The organism is Leeuwenhoekiella sp. LLG6367-2.1, from assembly GCF_045055775.1.
Taxonomy (GTDB): domain Bacteria; phylum Bacteroidota; class Bacteroidia; order Flavobacteriales; family Flavobacteriaceae; genus Leeuwenhoekiella; species Leeuwenhoekiella aequorea.
Genome location: NZ_CP159331.1, coordinates 1,239,656 through 1,259,259, shown reverse-complemented (window position 1 = coordinate 1,259,259; position 19,604 = coordinate 1,239,656). Strand labels below are relative to the sequence as shown.

At 36.7% G+C, this 19,604-nt stretch carries 21 protein-coding genes and 1 pseudogene; 14 read left to right on the top strand and 8 right to left on the bottom strand.

Translation table 11 applies throughout. The features are described 5' to 3' along the window. Nucleotides 1–15: 15 nt before the first annotated feature. On the bottom strand, nucleotides 16–1,314 hold the full coding sequence (gene tyrS / locus ABVM53_RS05705; RefSeq protein WP_405330378.1) for a tyrosine--tRNA ligase: 1,299 nt from the start codon (nucleotides 1,312–1,314) through the stop codon (nucleotides 16–18). A 96-nt stretch (nucleotides 1,315–1,410) separates the two neighbouring features. On the opposite strand from tyrS, the gene ABVM53_RS05700 reads away from it, so the two are divergent. Then, nucleotides 1,411–2,421, top strand: coding sequence for an NAD-dependent epimerase/dehydratase family protein (locus tag ABVM53_RS05700; protein ID WP_405330376.1), 1,011 nt, complete (start codon nucleotides 1,411–1,413; stop codon nucleotides 2,419–2,421). Here the strand turns inward: ABVM53_RS05700 and ABVM53_RS05695 are convergent. The 3 genes from ABVM53_RS05695 to ABVM53_RS05685 are packed head-to-tail and all read right to left on the bottom strand — an operon-like array spanning nucleotide 2,408 to nucleotide 4,957. After that, a complete protein-coding gene (locus ABVM53_RS05695; protein ID WP_405330374.1) occupies nucleotides 2,408–2,887 on the bottom strand; it encodes a DUF4296 domain-containing protein in 480 nt (159 codons plus the stop codon). The two genes, ABVM53_RS05700 and ABVM53_RS05695, sit on opposite strands and share 14 nt — an antisense overlap. Next, nucleotides 2,884–4,224, bottom strand: coding sequence for a dihydroorotase (locus ABVM53_RS05690; RefSeq protein WP_405330373.1), 1,341 nt, complete (start codon nucleotides 4,222–4,224; stop codon nucleotides 2,884–2,886). Before ABVM53_RS05690 ends, ABVM53_RS05695 begins: the two co-directional genes overlap by 4 nt. A 1-nt stretch (nucleotide 4,225) precedes the next feature. Beyond that, on the bottom strand, nucleotides 4,226–4,957 hold the full coding sequence (locus ABVM53_RS05685) for a polyprenol monophosphomannose synthase (RefSeq protein WP_371455717.1): 732 nt from the start codon (nucleotides 4,955–4,957) through the stop codon (nucleotides 4,226–4,228). 68 nt (nucleotides 4,958–5,025) lie between these two features. Between ABVM53_RS05685 and ABVM53_RS05680 the strand changes: the two genes are divergently transcribed. Next, a complete protein-coding gene (locus ABVM53_RS05680; RefSeq protein ID WP_128757926.1) occupies nucleotides 5,026–5,730 on the top strand; it encodes a DUF4271 domain-containing protein in 705 nt (234 codons plus the stop codon). 16 nt (nucleotides 5,731–5,746) lie between these two features. After that, complete coding sequence (locus tag ABVM53_RS05675; RefSeq protein ID WP_405330370.1) at nucleotides 5,747–6,496, top strand: uroporphyrinogen-III synthase; 750 nt, start codon at nucleotides 5,747–5,749, stop codon at nucleotides 6,494–6,496. A 75-nt stretch (nucleotides 6,497–6,571) separates the two neighbouring features. On the opposite strand, the gene pckA is transcribed toward ABVM53_RS05675, so the two are convergent. Both pckA and ABVM53_RS05665 read right to left on the bottom strand, forming a co-directional pair. Then, a complete protein-coding gene (gene pckA / locus ABVM53_RS05670) occupies nucleotides 6,572–8,182 on the bottom strand; it encodes a phosphoenolpyruvate carboxykinase (ATP) (RefSeq protein WP_405330369.1) in 1,611 nt (536 codons plus the stop codon). Between the two features lie 72 nt (nucleotides 8,183–8,254). Continuing rightward, nucleotides 8,255–8,641 carry a DUF423 domain-containing protein gene (locus ABVM53_RS05665; protein WP_405330367.1) on the bottom strand — a complete coding sequence of 129 codons (387 nt, stop codon included), beginning with the start codon at nucleotides 8,639–8,641 and terminating at the stop codon, nucleotides 8,255–8,257. A gap of 73 nt (nucleotides 8,642–8,714) precedes the next feature. On the opposite strand from ABVM53_RS05665, the gene ABVM53_RS05660 reads away from it, so the two are divergent. Beyond that, nucleotides 8,715–10,079 (top strand): saccharopine dehydrogenase family protein, encoded by a 1,365-nt coding sequence (locus ABVM53_RS05660; RefSeq protein ID WP_405330365.1) that lies wholly within the window; start codon nucleotides 8,715–8,717, stop codon nucleotides 10,077–10,079. Between the two features lie 105 nt (nucleotides 10,080–10,184). Further along, complete coding sequence (locus tag ABVM53_RS05655; RefSeq protein WP_128757921.1) at nucleotides 10,185–10,655, top strand: Lrp/AsnC ligand binding domain-containing protein; 471 nt, start codon at nucleotides 10,185–10,187, stop codon at nucleotides 10,653–10,655. A gap of 125 nt (nucleotides 10,656–10,780) precedes the next feature. On the opposite strand, the gene ABVM53_RS05650 is transcribed toward ABVM53_RS05655, so the two are convergent. Continuing rightward, nucleotides 10,781–11,758 (bottom strand): acyl transferase, encoded by a 978-nt coding sequence (locus ABVM53_RS05650; protein ID WP_405330363.1) that lies wholly within the window; start codon nucleotides 11,756–11,758, stop codon nucleotides 10,781–10,783. Between the two features lie 158 nt (nucleotides 11,759–11,916). Here ABVM53_RS05650 and ABVM53_RS05645 point away from each other — a divergent pair, with 158 nt between their 5' ends. Together ABVM53_RS05645 and ABVM53_RS05640 are read left to right on the top strand one after the other, a co-directional pair. Next, nucleotides 11,917–12,600 (top strand): response regulator transcription factor, encoded by a 684-nt coding sequence (locus ABVM53_RS05645; RefSeq protein ID WP_128757919.1) that lies wholly within the window; start codon nucleotides 11,917–11,919, stop codon nucleotides 12,598–12,600. Beyond that, nucleotides 12,600–13,682 carry a cell wall metabolism sensor histidine kinase WalK gene (locus ABVM53_RS05640; protein WP_371455725.1) on the top strand — a complete coding sequence of 361 codons (1,083 nt, stop codon included), beginning with the start codon at nucleotides 12,600–12,602 and terminating at the stop codon, nucleotides 13,680–13,682. The genes ABVM53_RS05645 and ABVM53_RS05640 overlap by 1 nt, the downstream gene beginning before the upstream one ends. 90 nt (nucleotides 13,683–13,772) lie before the next feature. Here the strand turns inward: ABVM53_RS05640 and ABVM53_RS05635 are convergent. Beyond that, nucleotides 13,773–14,039, bottom strand: a pseudogene (locus ABVM53_RS05635) (glycosyltransferase); the annotation flags it as partial. Between the two features lie 901 nt (nucleotides 14,040–14,940). On the opposite strand from ABVM53_RS05635, the gene trmB reads away from it, so the two are divergent. From trmB to ABVM53_RS05600, 7 genes are all read left to right on the top strand, one after another. Then, a complete protein-coding gene (gene trmB / locus ABVM53_RS05630; protein WP_128758091.1) occupies nucleotides 14,941–15,615 on the top strand; it encodes a tRNA (guanosine(46)-N7)-methyltransferase TrmB in 675 nt (224 codons plus the stop codon). A 6-nt stretch (nucleotides 15,616–15,621) separates the two neighbouring features. Next, nucleotides 15,622–16,254: a LysE family translocator gene (locus tag ABVM53_RS05625; protein ID WP_128757917.1), complete on the top strand. Its 633-nt coding sequence runs from the start codon at nucleotides 15,622–15,624 to the stop codon at nucleotides 16,252–16,254. Then, nucleotides 16,241–16,588 (top strand): MGMT family protein, encoded by a 348-nt coding sequence (locus tag ABVM53_RS05620; RefSeq protein ID WP_405330360.1) that lies wholly within the window; start codon nucleotides 16,241–16,243, stop codon nucleotides 16,586–16,588. The genes ABVM53_RS05625 and ABVM53_RS05620 overlap by 14 nt, the downstream gene beginning before the upstream one ends. A 148-nt stretch (nucleotides 16,589–16,736) precedes the next feature. Next, entirely contained in the window at nucleotides 16,737–17,873 is a 1,137-nt protein-coding gene (locus ABVM53_RS05615) for an Mrp/NBP35 family ATP-binding protein (protein WP_371455727.1), read from the top strand. A 3-nt stretch (nucleotides 17,874–17,876) separates the two neighbouring features. After that, on the top strand, nucleotides 17,877–18,119 hold the full coding sequence (locus ABVM53_RS05610; RefSeq protein ID WP_128757914.1) for a NifU family protein: 243 nt from the start codon (nucleotides 17,877–17,879) through the stop codon (nucleotides 18,117–18,119). Nucleotides 18,120–18,259: 140 nt separating this feature from the next. Next, the gene (locus tag ABVM53_RS05605; protein ID WP_405330357.1) at nucleotides 18,260–19,168 is read left to right on the top strand and encodes a hydroxypyruvate isomerase family protein; all 909 of its coding nucleotides are present in this window, start codon (nucleotides 18,260–18,262) and stop codon (nucleotides 19,166–19,168) included. 88 nt (nucleotides 19,169–19,256) lie between these two features. Then, entirely contained in the window at nucleotides 19,257–19,577 is a 321-nt protein-coding gene (locus tag ABVM53_RS05600) for a 2Fe-2S iron-sulfur cluster-binding protein (protein WP_371455729.1), read from the top strand. Nucleotides 19,578–19,604: the final 27 nt, after the last annotated feature.

The following is a 19,604-nucleotide window of genomic DNA, read 5'->3' as shown; positions in this document are numbered from 1 at the left end:
TGATGTATATAGGATTTAATCCATTACGCGAATCACAAAGTAATTTTTCTTACCGCTTTGTAATAAGATAAATCGGTTATTGATTAAATCTTCAGAAGTTATCGTGTAATCATCTGCAATCTTTTCTTGATTTACAGAAATAGAATTTTGCTTTAGTGCGCGTTTTGCTTCACCATTTGATTTTAAAAATCCGGTTTTTTCTGATAGTGCACTTACCATATCTAATCCTGCTTCAACTTCCCCGCGGCTTATTTCTGCTTGCGGAACCCCCTCAAAAACATCTAAGAATGTTTTTTCATTAAGTGCTTTTAAGTTGGCTGCTGTAGATTTTCCGAATAAAATTTCTGATGCGCGTACGGCATTTTCTAAATCTTCAGCACCGTGAGTACTGGTGGTTACTTCTTCTGCAAGACGTTTTTGCAGGGCGCGCAGGTGTGGAGCTTCCTGATGTTTTTCAATTAAATCTTCGATTTCTTCGCGTCCTAAGAAGGTAAATATTTTTATATACTTAGCTGCATCCTCATCACTGGTATTTAACCAGTATTGGTAAAATTTATATGGAGAGGTGCGTTCTGCATCAAGCCAAATATTGCCGCCAGCCGTTTTCCCGAATTTAGTACCATCAGCCTTTGTAATAAGGGGGCAAGTCATAGCATATGCTTTACCGCCGCCTATTCTACGCACGAGTTCTGTACCGGTAGTAATATTTCCCCATTGATCGCTACCACCCATCTGCAGCGTCAATTGTTTTTCTCTGTATAAGTGCAGAAAGTCATAACCCTGTACCAGCTGATATGTAAATTCTGTAAAACTCATACCTTCAGCAGAATCTGATGATAAGCGCTTTTTTACCGAATCTTTCGCCATCATATAGTTTACGGTAATGTGTTTACCCACATCACGTATAAACTCTAAGAAGCTAAAATCTTTCATCCAGTCATAATTATTAACTAACTGAGCAGCATTTTCTTCACTAGAATCAAAATCTAGAAAACGAGATAATTGGTTTTTGATAGCCTGTTGATTGTGACGTAAAGTCTCTTCATCAAGTAAATTACGTTCGTCTGATTTGCCAGAAGGGTCACCTATCATCCCCGTCGCACCACCTACAAGTGCAATAGGTTTATGCCCACATTGTTGAAAATGCTTGAGCATCATAACGCCTACAAGATGTCCAATATGAAGTGAGTCTGCAGTAGGATCAATCCCTACATATGCAGAGCGCATTTGCTCCATAAGGTGTTCCTCGGTTCCTGGCATCACATCGTGAATCATTCCTCTCCAGGTAAGTTCTTCTACAAAATTAGTAATCATAAGTGCTGTTTTCTGCAAATTTATAAGCCTGTAAATATAAAGATATTGCTTTAAGCACCGCGGGTAGAATAGAAGAATATAATTAACTTCGTAACTATGATTTTAGTCACTGGAGGAACAGGTTTAGTAGGGTCACATTTGCTATTTGCTTTAGCTGAAAACGGAGAAGAAAAAATACGCGCTACGTATAGAACCTTAGAAAGTCAGAAGCGGGTACATTCTTTATTTAGATGGAAAACAGCACAACGGCCAGATATCGTAGAAGATCTTTTTGATAAGATCGAATGGATTCAGGCGACCATTAATGATATTCCAGCTTTGACTGAAGCCTTTAAGAATATTGATGAAGTATATCACTGTGCTGCATTAATTTCTTTTAATCCTAAAGATTTTGAAAGTCTTCAGAAAATTAATGTCGAGGGAACTGCAAATATTGTTAATCTGAGTATTAAGAATAAGATAAGAAAGCTGTGCTATGTTAGTTCAGTAGCGGCTTTAGGAGACTCTAAGAAGCAAATTACTGAAGACACACATTGGGAAGCAAATAAAGAAAACAGTGTGTATAGCATTTCTAAGTTCGCTTCAGAAATGGAGGTATGGCGCGGAACTCAAGAAGGTCTAGATGTGGTGATTGTGAACCCGGGCGTTATTCTTGGAGAAGGGTTTTATAGTCAGGGAAGCGGTGTTTTTTTTAGAAAATTAAGTAAAGGTCTCAAATATATTGTACCGGGATCTTCTGGTTTTGTAGATGTTGGGGATGTAGTTGAGGCGATGGTATTACTTATGAAACACAGCATAACAAATGAACGTTATATCCTCGTGGGGCACAATATAAAGATTAGTACACTCTTTGAAAAAATTGCAGTTGCTCTCAAAAGCACAGTGCCTTCAAAAAAAATTAAGATATGGCAATTAGAATTGGCTTGGCGACTTGATTGGTTTGCAGGGATCTTCGGAAAAAAAAGACGTTTATTTAGAAGCACCGCACGATCTGCTTATGCGCAGGTATCTTATGATTCTTCTAAGTTAAAACAGGATTTAAATTTTACCTACACGCCATTAAACGATTCAATACAAAGAATCTCAAAACATTTTAATTCCCAATAGGAGCCAAGATAGAATCTTGAGTTTCTTCAAGCATCAAGAGGCTGTCTTTGCTATTTGCTTGTCGATTGATAGAATCTCTCTTTATTTTTTCAGCAGCATTGCGAATGCTATCCTCGTCATTCTGATTAAATTGTAATTTGTCACGCTGAGCGATAAGTCGCTTATTAACTTCTTCCCATAATGCAGCATAGTCATTAAAATTAACGCTGTAGTAATTTATGCTTTCTGCAAACTGAAGACTATCGATATTGTATTTCTTATAAATTAACGAGTCGGGTACAATGCCCAGACTGCGCATTTCATTCATATTGTAGGTTCTTAACGTACGCATTAATGAAATGTCATAAAGAACATCTACCATAAGATCTTCTTTAATGAAATTATCTGGTTTTTTAGGACGCTGTATCTCATTGCAGCCCACAAATACAAACAGTATTAAAACAATTAAAAAACCTTTTAATCTCATCGGTTGAAGGTTAAGCGCTGCGCAAATTTCTCATCATATACTTTAAAATTTTTGTAAGCTAAACGGCCATTTACAAAAGTATGAGTGATACGTGACTTAAAGGTGCTTCCTTCAAAAGGAGACCATTTGCATTTGTATAAAATGTTGTCTGTAGTTACTGTCCACGGGTTATTAAGATCTACTAGTACTAGATCTGCGTAATATCCCGGTTTGATAAATCCGCGTTTCTCAACTTCAAATAAGATTGCCGGATTGTGGCACATCTTTTCTACAATTTTTTCAAGACTTATCTTTTCTTCGTGATACATTTCTAGCATTGCAGGAAGTGCATGCTGTACCAGCGGACCTCCGCTGGGTGCTTTAGTATACACGTTTTGCTTTTCGTCTAGGGTGTGCGGAGCGTGATCTGTAGCGATAACATCTAACCTGTCATCTAGTAGTGCTTCCCAGAGCGCATCTTGATCTGCCTGAGTTTTTACGGCGGGATTCCATTTTATAAGCGTTCCTTTTTCATCATAATCAGCATCACTAAACCACAGGTGGTGAATACAAACCTCTGCAGTGATCTTTTTATCTTTTAGAGGAATTTTATTATCAAAAAGGTCCATCTCCTTAGCGGTAGACAAATGGAACACGTGAAGTCTGGCGCCAGTTTCTTTTGCTAGAGCAATTGCTCTGGATGAAGATATGTAGCACGCATCTGCACTGCGTATAATAGGGTGCATATTTATAGGAATATCATCACCATATCTTTCTGTATAAATCGCTAAATTTTCTTTTATAGTAGCTTCATCCTCACAATGAACAGAAATAAGAAGGTCTGTACTTTTAAAAATTTCACGTATAACATCTTCATTATCTACAAGCATATTTCCTGTAGAGCTTCCAAGAAATAACTTTAGACCTGCAACCGTTTTTTTGTCTACTTTTTTTATTTCGGAAAGGTTGTCATTTGTACCGCCAAACATAAAAGAATAGTTGGCGTAAGAGGTCTCTGCGGCAATGCTAAATTTCTCTTCCAGCTTTTCAATTGTGGTGGTTTGAGGGATGGTATTTGGCATTTCTATAAAAGAAGTGATGCCACCGGCAACGGCAGCTGCAGATTCTGTAGCAATCGATGCTTTATGCGTGAGACCGGGTTCTCTAAAATGTACCTGATCATCAATTACACCCGGGAGTAAATGTTTTCCTTCTGCATCAAACACGTGAACATCAGGACTCTTAACACTCAGATTTTGACTCACCTCAATGATAATCCCGTTCTCAATGTACACGTCTCCACGTACAATAGAACCTTCATTTACAATGTTTGCATCTTTTATTAGTACTTTTTCCATCTTAAATAGCGTATCCTTTAAAAAGACTTTTTATCTTCATTCCTATTACTCCAAAAACAGCTTCACTAAAAATTCCTGTACTCATCTTACTTGCGCCACGTGTGCGGTCAACAAAAATTACAGGAACTTCAAAAATTGTAAAGCCTAGAAGGTGTGCTTTAAACTTCATTTCAATCTGAAAAGCGTATCCTACAAATTTAATTTTATCAAGTGTAATCTGCTCTAAAACTTCACGTTTATAACAGATGAATCCGGCAGTTGTATCGGCAATATCGAGTCCGGTAATAAATCGCACATATTTTGAAGCCCCGTACGACAAGAGTACTCGACCCATAGGCCAATTAACAACATTTACTCCGGTTTTATATCTAGAGCCTATTGCTAAATCTGCGCCACCTCGTGCACAGGCATTATAAAGGCGTATTAAATCATTAGGTGAATGCGAAAAATCTGCATCCATCTCAAAAATATAACTGTAATCCCGCTCTAAGGCCCATTTAAAACCCGCTATATATGCTGTTCCAAGTCCGTTTTTACCGGGTCTCTCAATTAAATGGAGTTTATCCTCAAATTCTAATTGTAAAGTAGAAACCAGAGATGCTGTGCCATCTGGCGAATTGTCATCAACAATAAGCACTTCAAATGCTCGCTGCTGCGCAAAAATATTGCGCACTAACTTTTCAATATTCTCTGCTTCGTTATAGGTTGGGATTATGACGAGCGAACCTGCCATTGTATGAAATTTAAACGCAAATGTAATTATTTTGAACGTTAATTGTCTTCTGCATTCTAGTAAACTCTATGAATTATATTAATTTTAACCTCTCAATTATAGCTATCGTGCAAGCCCTAGAACGCAGTTTTATTAGTAATGACTGGATTACAATTGTAATAGTTGCATGCGTGGCTCTGGTAGTATTAGTGAAGGTGGCTTACGAAGCGCGATTTATAGATTTTACAGAGCTGCTGGTTAATGAGAAATATCTTTTAAAAGCGAATAAAGAGATCAAATTTCAAGATCCCTTTAATATTATTCTATTTGCCGCCCAGTTATTATCTGTCTCTCTTTTCATCTATATTGCTTTTGTTCAATTTGGAGTCTCAGTAACATTAGCGCCGGTTTTACTTTATATACGAATCGCTTTAGTTTATGTCGTTTTTGTGGCTTTAAAATTTTTTATTGAACGCATGATGGGAGTTCTATTTGATGGCGAACATATTTTGAGTTCGTACCAATTTCAGAAGTTAAGCTACAGAAGCTTTTTCGCCTTGATTTTATTGCCCGTTAATGCGTTGTTTATCTATGGTTTACAGCCAAGTTTGCTGCTCATTCAGATTATTATAGGCGTCTTTGTAATCTTTAATTTAATCAGTCTTATCAATACATTAAGACGATATGAAAATCTAATTTATTATAATCTTTTTTATTTTATTTTGTACCTTTGCGCTCTTGAAATCGCACCCTACTTCATTTTATATAAGGTGTTTAGTAAGAGTGTGAATTAAACAAATTTGAATGTCTATGAAAGTGAAGACTATTTTGGTATCACAACCAGAGCCAAAAGTTGAGAATTCCCCCTATTTTGAACTGCAAGAGAAGAAAAAAGTTAAAGTTGATTTCATTCCCTTCATACATGTCGAGGGTGTTTCAGGAAAGGAAGTTAGGCATCAAAAAATCGATCTGAATAAATATACAGCGATTATTTTAACCAGCCGTAATGCCGTTGACAATTTTTTTAGAATTGCAGATGAAATGCGTTTCAAAGTGCCAGATTCTTTAAAATATTTTTGTCAAAGTGAGGCAGTGGCTTACTACCTACAGAAGTATGTAGTTTACCGCAAGCGGAAGATTTATGTAGGACAGCGCACGTTTACCGAAATGTCATCTATCCTTAAAAAATATAAGACTGAAAAGTTTTTACTTCCTTCTTCTGATGTACTAAAACCAGAAGTTCCTAATGTACTTAATGATCTTAAGTTGAACTGGGATAGAGGTATTTTTTATCGTACGGTAGTAAGTGATCTTTCTCATTTAAAAGATGTGACTTATGATGTACTGGTGTTTTTTAGCCCAAGCGGAATAAAATCTCTTTTTGAAAATTTTCCAGATTTTAAACAAAATGAAACGCGTATTGCTGTATTCGGAAACTCTACTGTTAAAGCTGTAGAAGATGCGGGACTTAAGGTAGACATTATGGCTCCTACTCCAGAAACTCCATCTATGACAATGGCTTTGGAGAAATACATAGATAATGTAAATAGTAAGAAGTAGACACGATCACTTCTCGATTCAAATAGAAAAGGCTCCTTGTTTAAGGAGCCTTTTTCATTTTTATAATTTTTAGAACTAGCCTAATGGAGGCTGGCCAGACATAATTTCTTCACTTGCAAAAGTCTCAAACTTCTTAAAGTTCTCCTTAAATGCTGCGGCAAGTTTAAATGCTGTTTTGTAATATGCATCTTCATTATCCCAAGACTGTCGCGGACTTAAAATATAATTAGGAATACCCGGGCAGGTGCGTGGCTGAGCAAGTCCAAATACTGAATGTATGTGGTAATTCTCATAATTTAATGCACCAAGTTCTCCATTTAAAGCAGCGTTTATCATTCTGCGTGTATATTTTAACGGCATACGCTCTCCTACACCATACGATCCACCAGTCCATCCTGTGTTTACTAACCATACATTCACGTTAGCAGCTTTCATCTTTTCACTTAGCATTTCTGCATAGCGGGTAGGATGCAAAGGCATAAATGGCGCTCCAAAACAAGCAGAGAATGAAGGGATAGGTTCTTTTACTCCAGCTTCAGTGCCGGCAACTTTAGCAGTATAACCGCTTATAAAATGATAAGCAGCTTGACCCGGAGTTAATCTTGAAATAGGAGGTAATACCCCAAAAGCATCCGCGGTTAAGAAAAATATATTCTTAGGTGTACTTCCTGTAGAAGGCTTTTGTATATTTTTTATGTGATGTATGGGATAACTTACACGTGTGTTTTGTGTGATTGAGATATCTTCATAGTCCACAGTGTTATCATCATTAAGAACGACATTTTCTAGAAGTGCTCCTTTTTTAATCGCATTAAAAATATCTGGCTCTTGCTCTTGTGATAGATTAATAACTTTAGCGTAACAGCCACCTTCAAAATTAAATATTGAGTTGTCTTCAGACCAGCCGTGCTCATCATCACCTATTAGTTTCCTATTAGGATCTGCACTTAAGGTCGTTTTTCCAGTTCCAGATAGTCCAAAGAATAAAGCAGTTTCACCATTCTCACCCACATTTGCAGAGCAGTGCATAGGGAGTGTGTTTTTTTCGGTAGGTAATAAAAAATTAAGCACAGAGAAAATACCCTTTTTGATCTCACCTGTATAACCGGTTCCACCTATAAGTATGGTTTTTTCAGTAAAATTTACAATTGCAAAGTTCTCTTGTCTGGTACCATCTAATTCTGGATTAGCTTTAAAACCCGGTGCATTTAAAATTAACCAGTCTTCTTTAAAATTTTCCAGCTCATTCTCATCAGGACGCAGAAACATATTGTAAGCAAACAAATTAGACCAGGCATATTCGTTAATTACACGTATACCCAGCTTAAAGCGGGAGTCTGCACAAGCAAAAGCATCACGTACGTACAGACTGCGGTCAGATAAATAGGTGGTCATTTTGTTTTTAAGACGCGTAAATTTCTGACTGTCAAAGGGGATGTTTATATCTCCCCACCAGACGTCATCGCGTGTTAATTCATCAATTACAATGAAGCGGTCTTTAGGAGATCTACCTGTAAACGTGCCGGTGTCTATCGCTAAAGCACCGGTAGATGTTTCTCTACCTTGACCAAGATCTAGGCTAATAGCCTGCAGGTCTTCGGGTTCTAATTGATAATGAGTTGTGGCATTTTTAATTCCGTATGGAGTTAACGAAATCGTTTTCGTAGATAAGGCGCTTGTAGCCATATAAATTGAATTTTTAGTAAATACGAGCCAAAATTAATGCTTTATTTTGGCTAATAATTTAATTTTAACTAATTATTTTGCAGATTTGATAAGAGAGTAGGTGATACTTATCCAGGCAGAAATTAGTAATGCACCGCCAATTGGGGTGACCCACGCAAAGGCACTTATATCTATTCCGGTTAATGCTTTAGTAGAAAGTAAATAAATAGAACCGCTAAAAAGTATAATGCCACTTATCACTAAATAAAAAATTGTGTTTAGCGATTTAGTATTCAGCGGTAAAATGCTTGAAACAATTAATAATAAAAAAGAGTGATACATTTGATAACGAACACCCGTTTCAAATGAATTTAAAGCTTCTACAGTTAAACTGTCTTTAAGACCGTGCGCTCCAAAAGCTCCTAGAATTACTGCCGTAAGACCTAATATAGAACCTGTTATAAGGATTTTTCTTTTCATAAGAACTATTTTTATAAAGCTACTGTTTCAGTAAATTTTGTTGATTTCAGCAGTGCAAAAATAATACATAATTATGCGAAACATATTAATAATAGGTGCCGGAAAATCTACCGCGCAATTGGTTAAGTATCTTCTAGAAAAGGCTGAAAAAGAAGATTTATATTTAATAATCGCAGATCAAGTTTTGAGTAATGCCGAGCGTTTAGTGCGTAATACATTAAGAGCAAAAGCCGTGGAGCTCAACATTAACAAAATTGAAGACAGGAGAAAACAAATTGCCGAAGCAGATATTGTTATAAGTATGTTACCTGCATTTTTGCATAGTATTGTTGCTGAGGATTGTCTAGAGCTCGCTAAAAATCTGGTTACGGCTTCTTATATAAGTGACGAAATGCTTAAAATCGATGCCGAGGTCAAGAAAAAAGGCTTGGTTTTTATGAATGAAGTAGGTCTTGATCCTGGTATCGATCATATGAGTGCGATGCGCATTATAGATCGCATTCGGGATAAAGGCGGAAAAATAATATTGTTTGAATCGTTCTGCGGAGGTTTATTGGCTCCTGAAAGTGATACCAATTTATGGAATTACAAATTCACCTGGAATCCGCGTAATGTTGTATTAGCAGGACAAGGAGGTGCAGCCGAATTTATTCAGGAAGGTACCTATAAATATATCCCGTATCACCGCCTATTTAGACGCACCGAATTTCTGGATGTCGAAAATCACGGAAGGTTTGAAGCCTATGCTAATCGTAATTCTTTAAAATATAGAAGTATCTACGGACTCGATGATGTACTTACCTTATACCGAGGGACAATGCGTCGTGTAGGATTTTCGAGAGCGTGGAATTTATTTGTGCAATTAGGTATGACCGATGATAGCTATAATTTGCAACACACAGAAACGATGAGTTATAGGGAGTTTACTAACCTCTTTTTGCCTTATTCTCCCAACGATTCTGTAGAGTTAAAACTACGGCATATGCTACGAATTGATCAAGACGATCTGTTGTGGGATAAATTACTGGAACTTGATCTTTTTAATCCGGATAAAATTTTAAATCTCAGAGAGGCTACACCGGCGCAATGTCTTCAGCATATCTTAGAAAATAAATGGACGCTAGAAGAAACAGATAAAGATATGATTGTAATGTATCATAAGTTTGGATTTCTGTTAAACGGAGAGCAGAAACAGATAGATTCTACAATGGTAATCATTGGGGAAAATCAAACCTACACTGCAATGGCAAAAACTGTAGGATTGCCTGTAGCTATAGCAGCGCTCAAGATTTTAAATAAAGAAATCACTCAACCGGGCGTTCAATTACCTATAGCTCGGGAGGTGTATGAGCCTATTTTAAAAGGACTAGAAGATTATGGGATAGTCTTTAAGGAGTATGATATGCCCTACTTAGGATACAACCCGCATCATCTATAAATTTACGTGCCTAATTATAGATTTTAGTTATTTGATTAAAATAATACCTGCTAAAAGCTAAAAATGTATAAGCAAAACAGGTACTTTTAATTAGAAATATGAGTTATGAAAATTGTAAACGAGCAGATAGCTATAGACGGAATTGATAAAATTATCCTTCGCCAATTAATGGACGACGCCCGAAAGCCTATTTTAGAAATCGCCAGACAAGTAGGTATTTCTGGTGCTGCCATACATCAACGTTTAAGAAAATTAGAAAAATCGGGTTTAATTTCTGGCAGTAAGTTTATTGTAGATCCTAAGATTTTAGGCTATAACACAATGGCATTTGTAGGTATTTATCTCGACCGCGCGATGAGTAACCCAAAAGCAGTAAAGCAACTTGAAGAAATTCCAGAGGTATTAGAATGTCATTATACTACCGGAAACTGGTCGATATTTATAAAAATACTTTGTAAAAATAATGAGCATTTAATGCATTTGCTCAACAAAAAAATACAGGCTATTGAAGGCGTTTCCCGTACGGAAACCTTTATTTCTCTTAATCAACAGATAGAACGGCAGATTCAGATTTAAACATAAAAAACCCGGCACTTTAATACTAAAGTATCCGGGTTTTTCAACTTAACTAACCAATCAATTATGAACGGTTATATAGTCGCTTGTTACTTAGTTAGCTTACAAAGCATATTAATATTTTTTTAAAAAACCATTAGATTGCAACCCCGTATATCTGAAGTATCAAAACGCCCCAAAATTTCAAAGCGATTTTCATCTAGCTTTTTACCTAAATCCTGAGTGGCTATAAAGGGACACGAATTATGATTTGCCAGATCAATGACATTTATTCCACCCGTAACACCTTCAGGAACAAGTTGCAGAGCATCTTCAGTATCTCTCATATAAACACGCAGCCAGGGAGGAGTTGTAAAAATACCGTCGCCTTTTGAATATCCCTGAGAGAGTAACTCGGTCATCCCGTATTCACTATGAATTTTGTCAACACCAAATCCGTTTTTTAATAGCTGGTGAAGCTCATCACGTATGAGCTCTTTACGTCTGCCTTTCATACCGCCAGTTTCCATAACGATAGTATTATTCAAATTAAATTTAAAAGCTTCAGTAAGATCTAAAAGAGCAAAAGAAACTCCTATAAGCAGAATCTTTTCACCTTCCGCATCAAGCCTTTTTAATTTTTCACTCAAACCCGGATAATCGTTGAGATAAAAACCACTTTCTTCTTTTTTACTGTCTTTAATTAATTGATCGACCATAACAATTAGAGAAGATCCGTCGCGCTCGAGATAAGAAGGTAAGAGTGCCAGTACGGTGTATTCTTCAATATTACCGTAATGTAGTTTAAAGCCTTCGCGAAAACTTTTTACATACATATCTAGATCAGTTACATGATGCTTACTAGTTACACTGCCTGTTGTTCCACTACTGGTAAATATAGCTTGTACGGGGTTTTGAGAGGCTAGTACATCAAATTGTTTAAAAAACTGAATAGGCAGAAACGGAATTTTCTCAACAGTATTTATGCGTGAAGGATCAATGCCCAGGTGATTACAAAACCTTTTGTAAATTGCATTAAACTCCCATTGATGTTTGAACGACTGAAGAGCTAAATCTTCAAACTCAGCACTGGTTTTAATATTAAAAATGGCGTTAGACTGCATACACATATTTAGAATTGTAAAGGTATTTAAAATGGAAGTGATTGCTCTAATTATTAGTTATAAGCTGCTCAACTTTATCTAAATGTTACCAATGTAAATAGCAATGCTATGCCACGATTTAAACCTTATCTTTACGATTACATTAAATCTTTACACGAATGAAAAAAAAGGAAATTAAAATTCTGCTTGTTGATGACGAGCCAGATATCCTAGAAATTGTAGGTTATAATCTTAGTAACGAAGGATACCAAGTCGTTACTGCTGAGAATGGTAAAGAAGGTGTAAAAATGGCAAAAAAGCACAATCCACATTTGATTATTCTGGATGTGATGATGCCCGAGATGGATGGGATTGAAGCTTGTGAGCAAATACGTAAACTCCCGGAACACGCAGAAACTATAATTACCTTTTTAACTGCACGTGGAGAAGATTATTCTCAAGTTGCCGGCTATGATGCAGGTGCAGATGATTACATTACAAAACCTATAAAGCCAAAGGTTTTAGTGAGTAAAGTAAAAGCATTATTACGCAGACTTAAAGAGGAGGAAGAAGGGGATTCGCTGGTTAAAGTAGGCGACTTAGTAATTAATCGGGAAGAATATAAAATCATAAAAGATAAAAAAGAGCTTGTGCTTCCTCGTAAGGAATTTGAGCTGTTGTCACTTCTTGCGTCAAAACCGGGAAAAGTTTTTAAACGCGAAGATATTTTAGATAAAGTCTGGGGCAATGAGGTTGTAGTAGGTGGTAGAACTATAGATGTTCATATTAGAAAGCTACGCGAAAAGATAGGAGATAAGCGATTTAAGACAATTAAAGGGGTAGGGTATAAATTTGTTGTTTAATGTCTGCTAGTTTTAAAAAATCATATCGTTTTGCAGGTTTTTCTGCAATGTATATCACATTATTTCTAACGCTCTTTGTGAGCGTTTTTTTCTTTACAGAAGATCGTTTTGATTTTTTATGGATATTAAGCTTTGCAGTAATCTGCTTTTGCTTCTCGTTTACTGTTTTACAAATACGAGTAGAAAAGTTTATTTACAAGCGCGTAAAAAAAATCTACGATGATGTTTCTCTTCTTGATGTCACTACTTTAAAACGAGGTCAGGTTACTACAGATATGGGAACGCTAACCAAAGAGGTTGAACGGTTTGCGGCTAGTAAAAAACTTGAAATAGAATCTCTTAAAATTAGAGAAGAATACAGAAAGGAGTTTATGGGTAATGTAGCGCACGAACTCAAAACGCCATTGTTTACCACGCAAGGTTATATTCATACGCTTCTTGATGGGGCGATGAAAGATAAAAGCGTTAGAAAAAAATACTTAAAACGTGCAGCTGCTGCAGTAGAACGTTTGGTTTATCTGGTAAGTGATCTGGATATGATCTCAAAGCTAGAAGTGGGGGATCTCAATTTAAGATATGAGTATTTTGATATGGTAGAGCTGGTTAAGGGAACTTTTGATCTCTTAGAAATGAAAGCTGCTAAGAAAAATATTACGCTTGCTTACGATATGCCATATAATGGGCCTATTATGGTTAATGCAGATCGAGAACGTATACAGCAATTATTAACGAACCTGATTGTAAATTCGATTAAATACGGCAAACAGGACGGTACTACAGAAGTTTCGATTGAAAATCTAATTCAGAATAAAGTTATTGTACGCGTTACAGATAATGGAGAGGGGATCTCCACAGAGCATATACCTCGCTTATTTGAGCGTTTTTATCGGGTAGATAAAAGTGGGTCGAGAAGAGAAGGAGGTTCTGGTTTAGGACTTTCCATCGTCAAGCACATCATTGAAGCCCATGACGAAAAGATTTATATAGAAAGCGATTTTGGAGTGGGTTCTGAGTTTTCGTTTACCCTCGAAAAGGCCGAAGAGCTCCCTAAAACCGTTGTTTTTGAAGGCCCCCTCACTTAGTAATTTTTCAAAGCCACTATAAACTTTTACCTTACTAAGGTCTTTAATTTTAAATTTTTCTTGTTCAGCAAATGGTACAATTCCTGCCTTTTGAAAGCGTTTTGCTAGATATTCTTGTTCGGTTTGTCCGGGAGTAGGAATAAAAAATGCTTTTTTACCCAGCTTCACCAGATCCATAACTGTAGTGTATCCCGAGCGACTTATAATTAAATCACTAGAACATAGAGAGCGCTGTAAATCTGCAGTTTCCATATAATTTACAACCTTTATATGGTCTTTAATTGTACTGGTCTGTTCTGCTTCAATTACACCTCTTACAAATAAAACCTGTCCCTTATAATGCTTTAACTCGTGCATTAAAATTTCTTCAAGCTCTGTGCGTTGAGGTTCTGGCCCACTTAGCAGCACCATAACATCATAAACTGATTTTGTCTCTTGAGCTTCTAATCGAGAAAGTGCACCTATATATTTAACCGGAATATCAAAACTTTTAGGATGCCCAAGTTTTCCACTCAAATTGCTTTTTCCTTCAAAATCAGGCACCCAACATTCATCAAATCGCTTGATGTAATTGCGATGCATTGCTGAAGTTAATTTTGTGGTTTTTCCGCTTAAAACTTGTAATTGATGTGTGACAAATACGGTGGGGATATCTGCATGGTATAAGCCTAATCTGTTATCAGATAGAACGCCATCGATAGTTTTTGCCTTTACAAGCTCTTTGAGTTGTTCGCGTTCTTTGCGTATAGCTTTTAGAACTTTGGGGCTGCGCAACAGCATTTTCCATTTAAAACGTTTGCCGTTTTTAGCGTATTCTATTTTATAGGAGGGTAATTCTAGAGCTTGAAGCTGCGGAAACTCTTTTTTTAATAGATCTAATGCTTGACCATCACTTCCAAGTATAACCTCAAAGCCTTCACTAAGAAGCTCACGTATGAGTGGCACGCATCTAGTGGCGTGACCGAGTCCCCAATTTAATGGAGCTACGAGTATGGTTTTTTGCTTTTGCACTTTACAAAGTTGATATATCTCTTAAACGTAAATGTTTCCAATAGATTATTAAACTATTAAACCTGTAAGATTTTTCACATAGATAGTATTTTCACATAGATTTTAATATTCTGAAAAACAATTAGTTAGGTTAATAAGTTTAAGTTATTACTATGTTATCTGGTATTTCGATCTCAATAATGGAGTCACTTTCAAAGCAGTACTCGTATCTTTGGCGCGTAAATTTTTAATTAAATACATACCTGCATTGGGAAGTAAAAATAAACTGAGACGCTTTCGCGAAAATGAAACCTTTAGTAATGTCGTACAGCCTGAGCGAAAAGACCTTACTGATCAGGAGTTTCCTTTAAAAGGCAACTGGAATCGTGATTTTTTCAAAAATGACAAGCCTATTGTATTAGAGCTTGGCTGCGGAAAAGGAGAATACACTGTAGGTCTCGCAAAGCGCTTTCCCGATAAAAACTTTCTAGGTATTGATATTAAAGGTGCGCGCTTTTGGCGAGGTGCAAAAACGGCATTGGAAGAAAACATTGATAATGCCGGATTTATGCGTACGCAAATCGAACTTGTTGATAAAGCATTTGCAGAAAATGAAGTTTCAGAAATCTGGATTACGTTTCCAGATCCTCAAATAAAATATAAGCGTACAAAACACCGTATGACTAATCCGCATTTTTTAGAACGTTACAAAACGGTACTAAAACCTAATGGGATAATGCATCTTAAAACTGATAGTGAATATATGCACGGGTATACTTTAGGTTTGCTAGAAGGCCTGGGTCACGAGATTTTGTATGCACACCACAATATTTATATTAACCACGATGCTCCAAAAGAAGTAGTAGGGATACAAACTTTTTATGAAAAACAGTATCTTGAAATAGGAAAACCTATTACCTATATCAAATTTAGGATCAACTAGAAGCATTTGGAAATAACAAAACTTTTCTTCATTACTTATTTTGCTGCTTTTCTTGGAGTATTACCTCCGGGATTGGTAAATATGTCTGTTGCAAAAACCTGTGTCCACAGAGGGAGGCGTAATGGTATGCTTGTTGCTTTAGGTGCGTCAATAATAGTATTACTACAAGCTTTTGTGGCAATTCTACTTGCGCGCTATATATTTAGTCATCCTATTGTGCGCAATACTTTACTACGTACTGGGATTGTCATATTTGGTATTCTTGCGGTATATTTTTTTATAGCCGCAAAAAAGAATAAAGTGAAAGAAGTAGAAATCCCAAAGCACTCGGGTAGAAAAAGTTTTGCTAAAGGCATGCTAGTTGCTTTAATCAACGTGTTGCCTATACCGTATTTCTGCGCGCTGAGTGCAGCATTTAATGTCTCTGGATCTAATACTAACGGTTGGGTGGAGGTTTCTCTTTTTATTTTAGCTGCAGCCTCTGGAACTTTTACCGCTCTGTACATCTATGTAGTGGGTTTTGATCGCATTCAGAATGAACCGCGTAATTTTGCTAAATATTCAAATTATTTTATGGCTGCCTTAATGGTTGTTCTGGTCGCTATTACGCTAATCCGAATGCTTTATGGCAAAACCTGAAACGCTTAATTTTTATGAGCGCGTTTATGAGGTTACTAGAATGATTCCGTACGGGAAAGTAACTTCTTACGGAGCAATAGCAAAATGTCTGGGAGCTGCAGGCAGCGCACGTATGGTGGGTTATGCTATGAATGGTGCTTCTAATCTTGAAGATGTGCCTGCACACCGTGTACTTAATAGAAACGGACTCCTTACCGGAAAGCACCATTTTAAAGGGACACATCTCATGCAACAGCTTCTAGAAAGTGAGGGTCACACGGTTAAAGAGGATAAGCTACAGAACTTCAAAGATAAATTCTGGGATCCCGTAGAAATGGTAGGATTTAAAATCTAAAATAAGCCATTATTTTTTTGTTTCAGTATCGGTTTAAACTAATCTTCAGACATAGAAACCGTCAATACATGGATAGGCAATAACTCTTTCGATTTCTGAAGTTTTCAGCCTATATTTGTAGTTTTAGAATCAATCTAAGTAAGATATCGTGAAGTTAGAGAAACAAGCAATATACAATGCACTAAAAACCATAAGTGCGCCTGGTGAAGGAGAAGATATGGTAACGAGTGGTGCGGTGACTAATGTAGTGACCTTTGGTGACGAGGTTATCGTAGATATCACTATAAATAACCCAAGCCTGCAAGCAAAAAAGAAAACTGAAGTAGAAATCATGAAAGTGATTCACGCTGAGGTGCATCAAAAAGCTCAGGTTAAAGTTAATGTACGTGTAGATGCTCCAGAAAAGCAAACTAAGAACGAGATAAAAGGAAAGCCAATACCGGGCATTCAAAATATTATAGCAGTTGCCTCTGGTAAAGGTGGTGTTGGAAAATCTACAATTACCGCTAACCTTGCTGTGAGTCTGTCAAAAATGGGCTTTAAAGTGGGAATTTTAGATGCGGATATTTACGGCCCTTCTGTGCCTATAATGTTTGATGTTCAAGATTCTAAGCCACTGTCTGTAAAAGTAGACGGAAAGCAAAAAATGAAACCTGTAGAAAGTTACGGGGTTAAAATACTTTCAATTGGATTCTTTACAAAACCAGATCAGGCAGTTGTTTGGCGTGGGCCAATGGCTTCAAAAGCATTAAATCAAATGATTTTTGATGCTGCCTGGGGAGAATTAGATTTTCTGTTAGTAGATCTTCCTCCGGGAACAGGTGATATTCATTTAAGTATCGTACAAGCTATGCCACTTACTGGAGCAGTAGTTGTGAGTACGCCTCAAAATGTAGCTCTTGCAGATGCTAAGAAAGGGGTTGCAATGTTTCAACAAGAAAGTATAAATGTACCCGTTCTAGGTATTGTAGAAAATATGGCTTGGTTTACTCCAGAAGAGTTGCCAGAGAATAAATATTATATATTTGGAAAAGAGGGTGCAAAAAATCTTGCAGACGATTTAGGTGTACGTTTATTAGCGCAAATCCCGCTGGTTCAAAGTATTCGTGAAGCTGGTGATGTAGGACATCCTGCTGCGTTGCAAGATGATACTATGCTCTCTGAAGCTTTTCAGGAAATGACGCGTAATACAGTTGAAGAATTAGTAAAACGTAATGATGATTTACCGCCTACAGAAGCTGTGAAGATTACTACTATGGCAGGTTGCTCAGCCGTTAAAAAATAAACTATGACAGATTTAGAATTAAAGGGGAAAGTTGAAGATGCATTAGAAGAAATCAGACCTTTTTTGCAAAGTGACGGTGGCGATATTGCGTTACTAGGTATCGAAGATGGTACCACAGTTAAAGTTCAGCTGGAGGGTGCTTGTGTAGGTTGCAGTGTGAACCAAATGACTCTTAAAAGTGGCGTTGAAATGACTATAAAAAAACACGCCCCACAAATACAAAATGTGATTAATGTAGTTGCATAAGTATTTCATTATAAAAATTATGACAAGCAGCTTTGATTAGATCAAAGCTGCTTTTTTTATTTCAAAAAAATTATAAGCGTAATTTTTACAATTATTTAAAGTAATTGATTAGTTTTATTTTAAATCACAAATATCTTCTTATGAGTCACGCTAATAGTCGCAGAAAGGCTTTAAAAAATATTGCACTTACAACTTCTGGATTAAGTTTAGGTTTAGCAGCATTAAGTTGTAAAGATGAATCTAACAAAGATAATCTTGACGCTAGCGATCAAGGAGAGATTGCCTTAAAAGGGAACATTAATCATTCAGCGTGTTACTGGTGTTATAGTGGAATGCCGCTTGATGATTTTGCACAAAGTGCAGCAGAGCTAGGATTAAAAGGAATTGATTTATTGAAGCCGGAAGAATGGGAGACAGCTGAGAAATACGGCCTCAAATGCGCAGTCGCGACAGATAGCTTTGCAAATATTGAAAATGGTTTTAATGATAGAGCTAACCACGCAAGTCTGCAGGAACAATATTCATTATTAATCGATAAAGCTGCTGCTCAGGGTATTAAAAATGTTATTGTTTTTTCAGGAAATAGGAGGTTGTTATCAAGAGAGGAAGGGCTTCAAAATTGTGTAGATGGTCTTGCGCCACTTGTCAAAAAAGCTCAAGAGAAGAATGTTGTCTTGATAATGGAATTGCTTAATAGCAAAATAGATCATAAAGATTATCAATGTGATCACACGCAGTGGGGTGTTGATCTCTGTAAATTACTCGGTTCTGAAAATTTTAAATTGCTTTACGATATCTATCATATGCAAATTATGGAAGGTGATGTTATACGTACTATTAATGAACATCACGAATATATTGCTCATTACCATACCGGTGGTGTCCCGGGACGTCATGAAATTAATGACGCCCAAGAGCTTAATTATCCTGCAATAATCAAAGCCATTTTAGATACTGGATTTACGGGATATGTTGCACAGGAATTCATTCCTACATATCCTGATAAAATTGCTGCTCTTCGGGAAGGCGTAAAAATTTGTGACGTATAGCTGTTTTAAAATCCTATTATTTGAATAGGTTTTAAGACGGTGCAACAGCGTTTTTTATTAATTTAGCACGCTCTTAAGAAAAGCAGATATGCAGGACATAACAATTACAGTAATTGACCGGGAAGGTGTGGCTCACGCCCTTGAAGCACCTACAGATATGAATCTTAATCTAATGGAAGTTTGTAAGATGTATGAACTTCCGGTTGAAGGTACTTGTGGAGGTATGGCAATGTGTGCCTCGTGCCAGTGTTATGTGGTATCTGATCACAAATTAAATGAAATGGGGTATGATGAGGAAGCTATGCTGTCTGAAGCATTTTATGTTGAGGATAACAGTCGGTTAGGGTGTCAAATACCTATCACACCAGATTTAAATGGGTTAGAAGTTAAATTAGCTCCCGAAAGTTAATTTTACAGAACTTATAATACTGCCTCA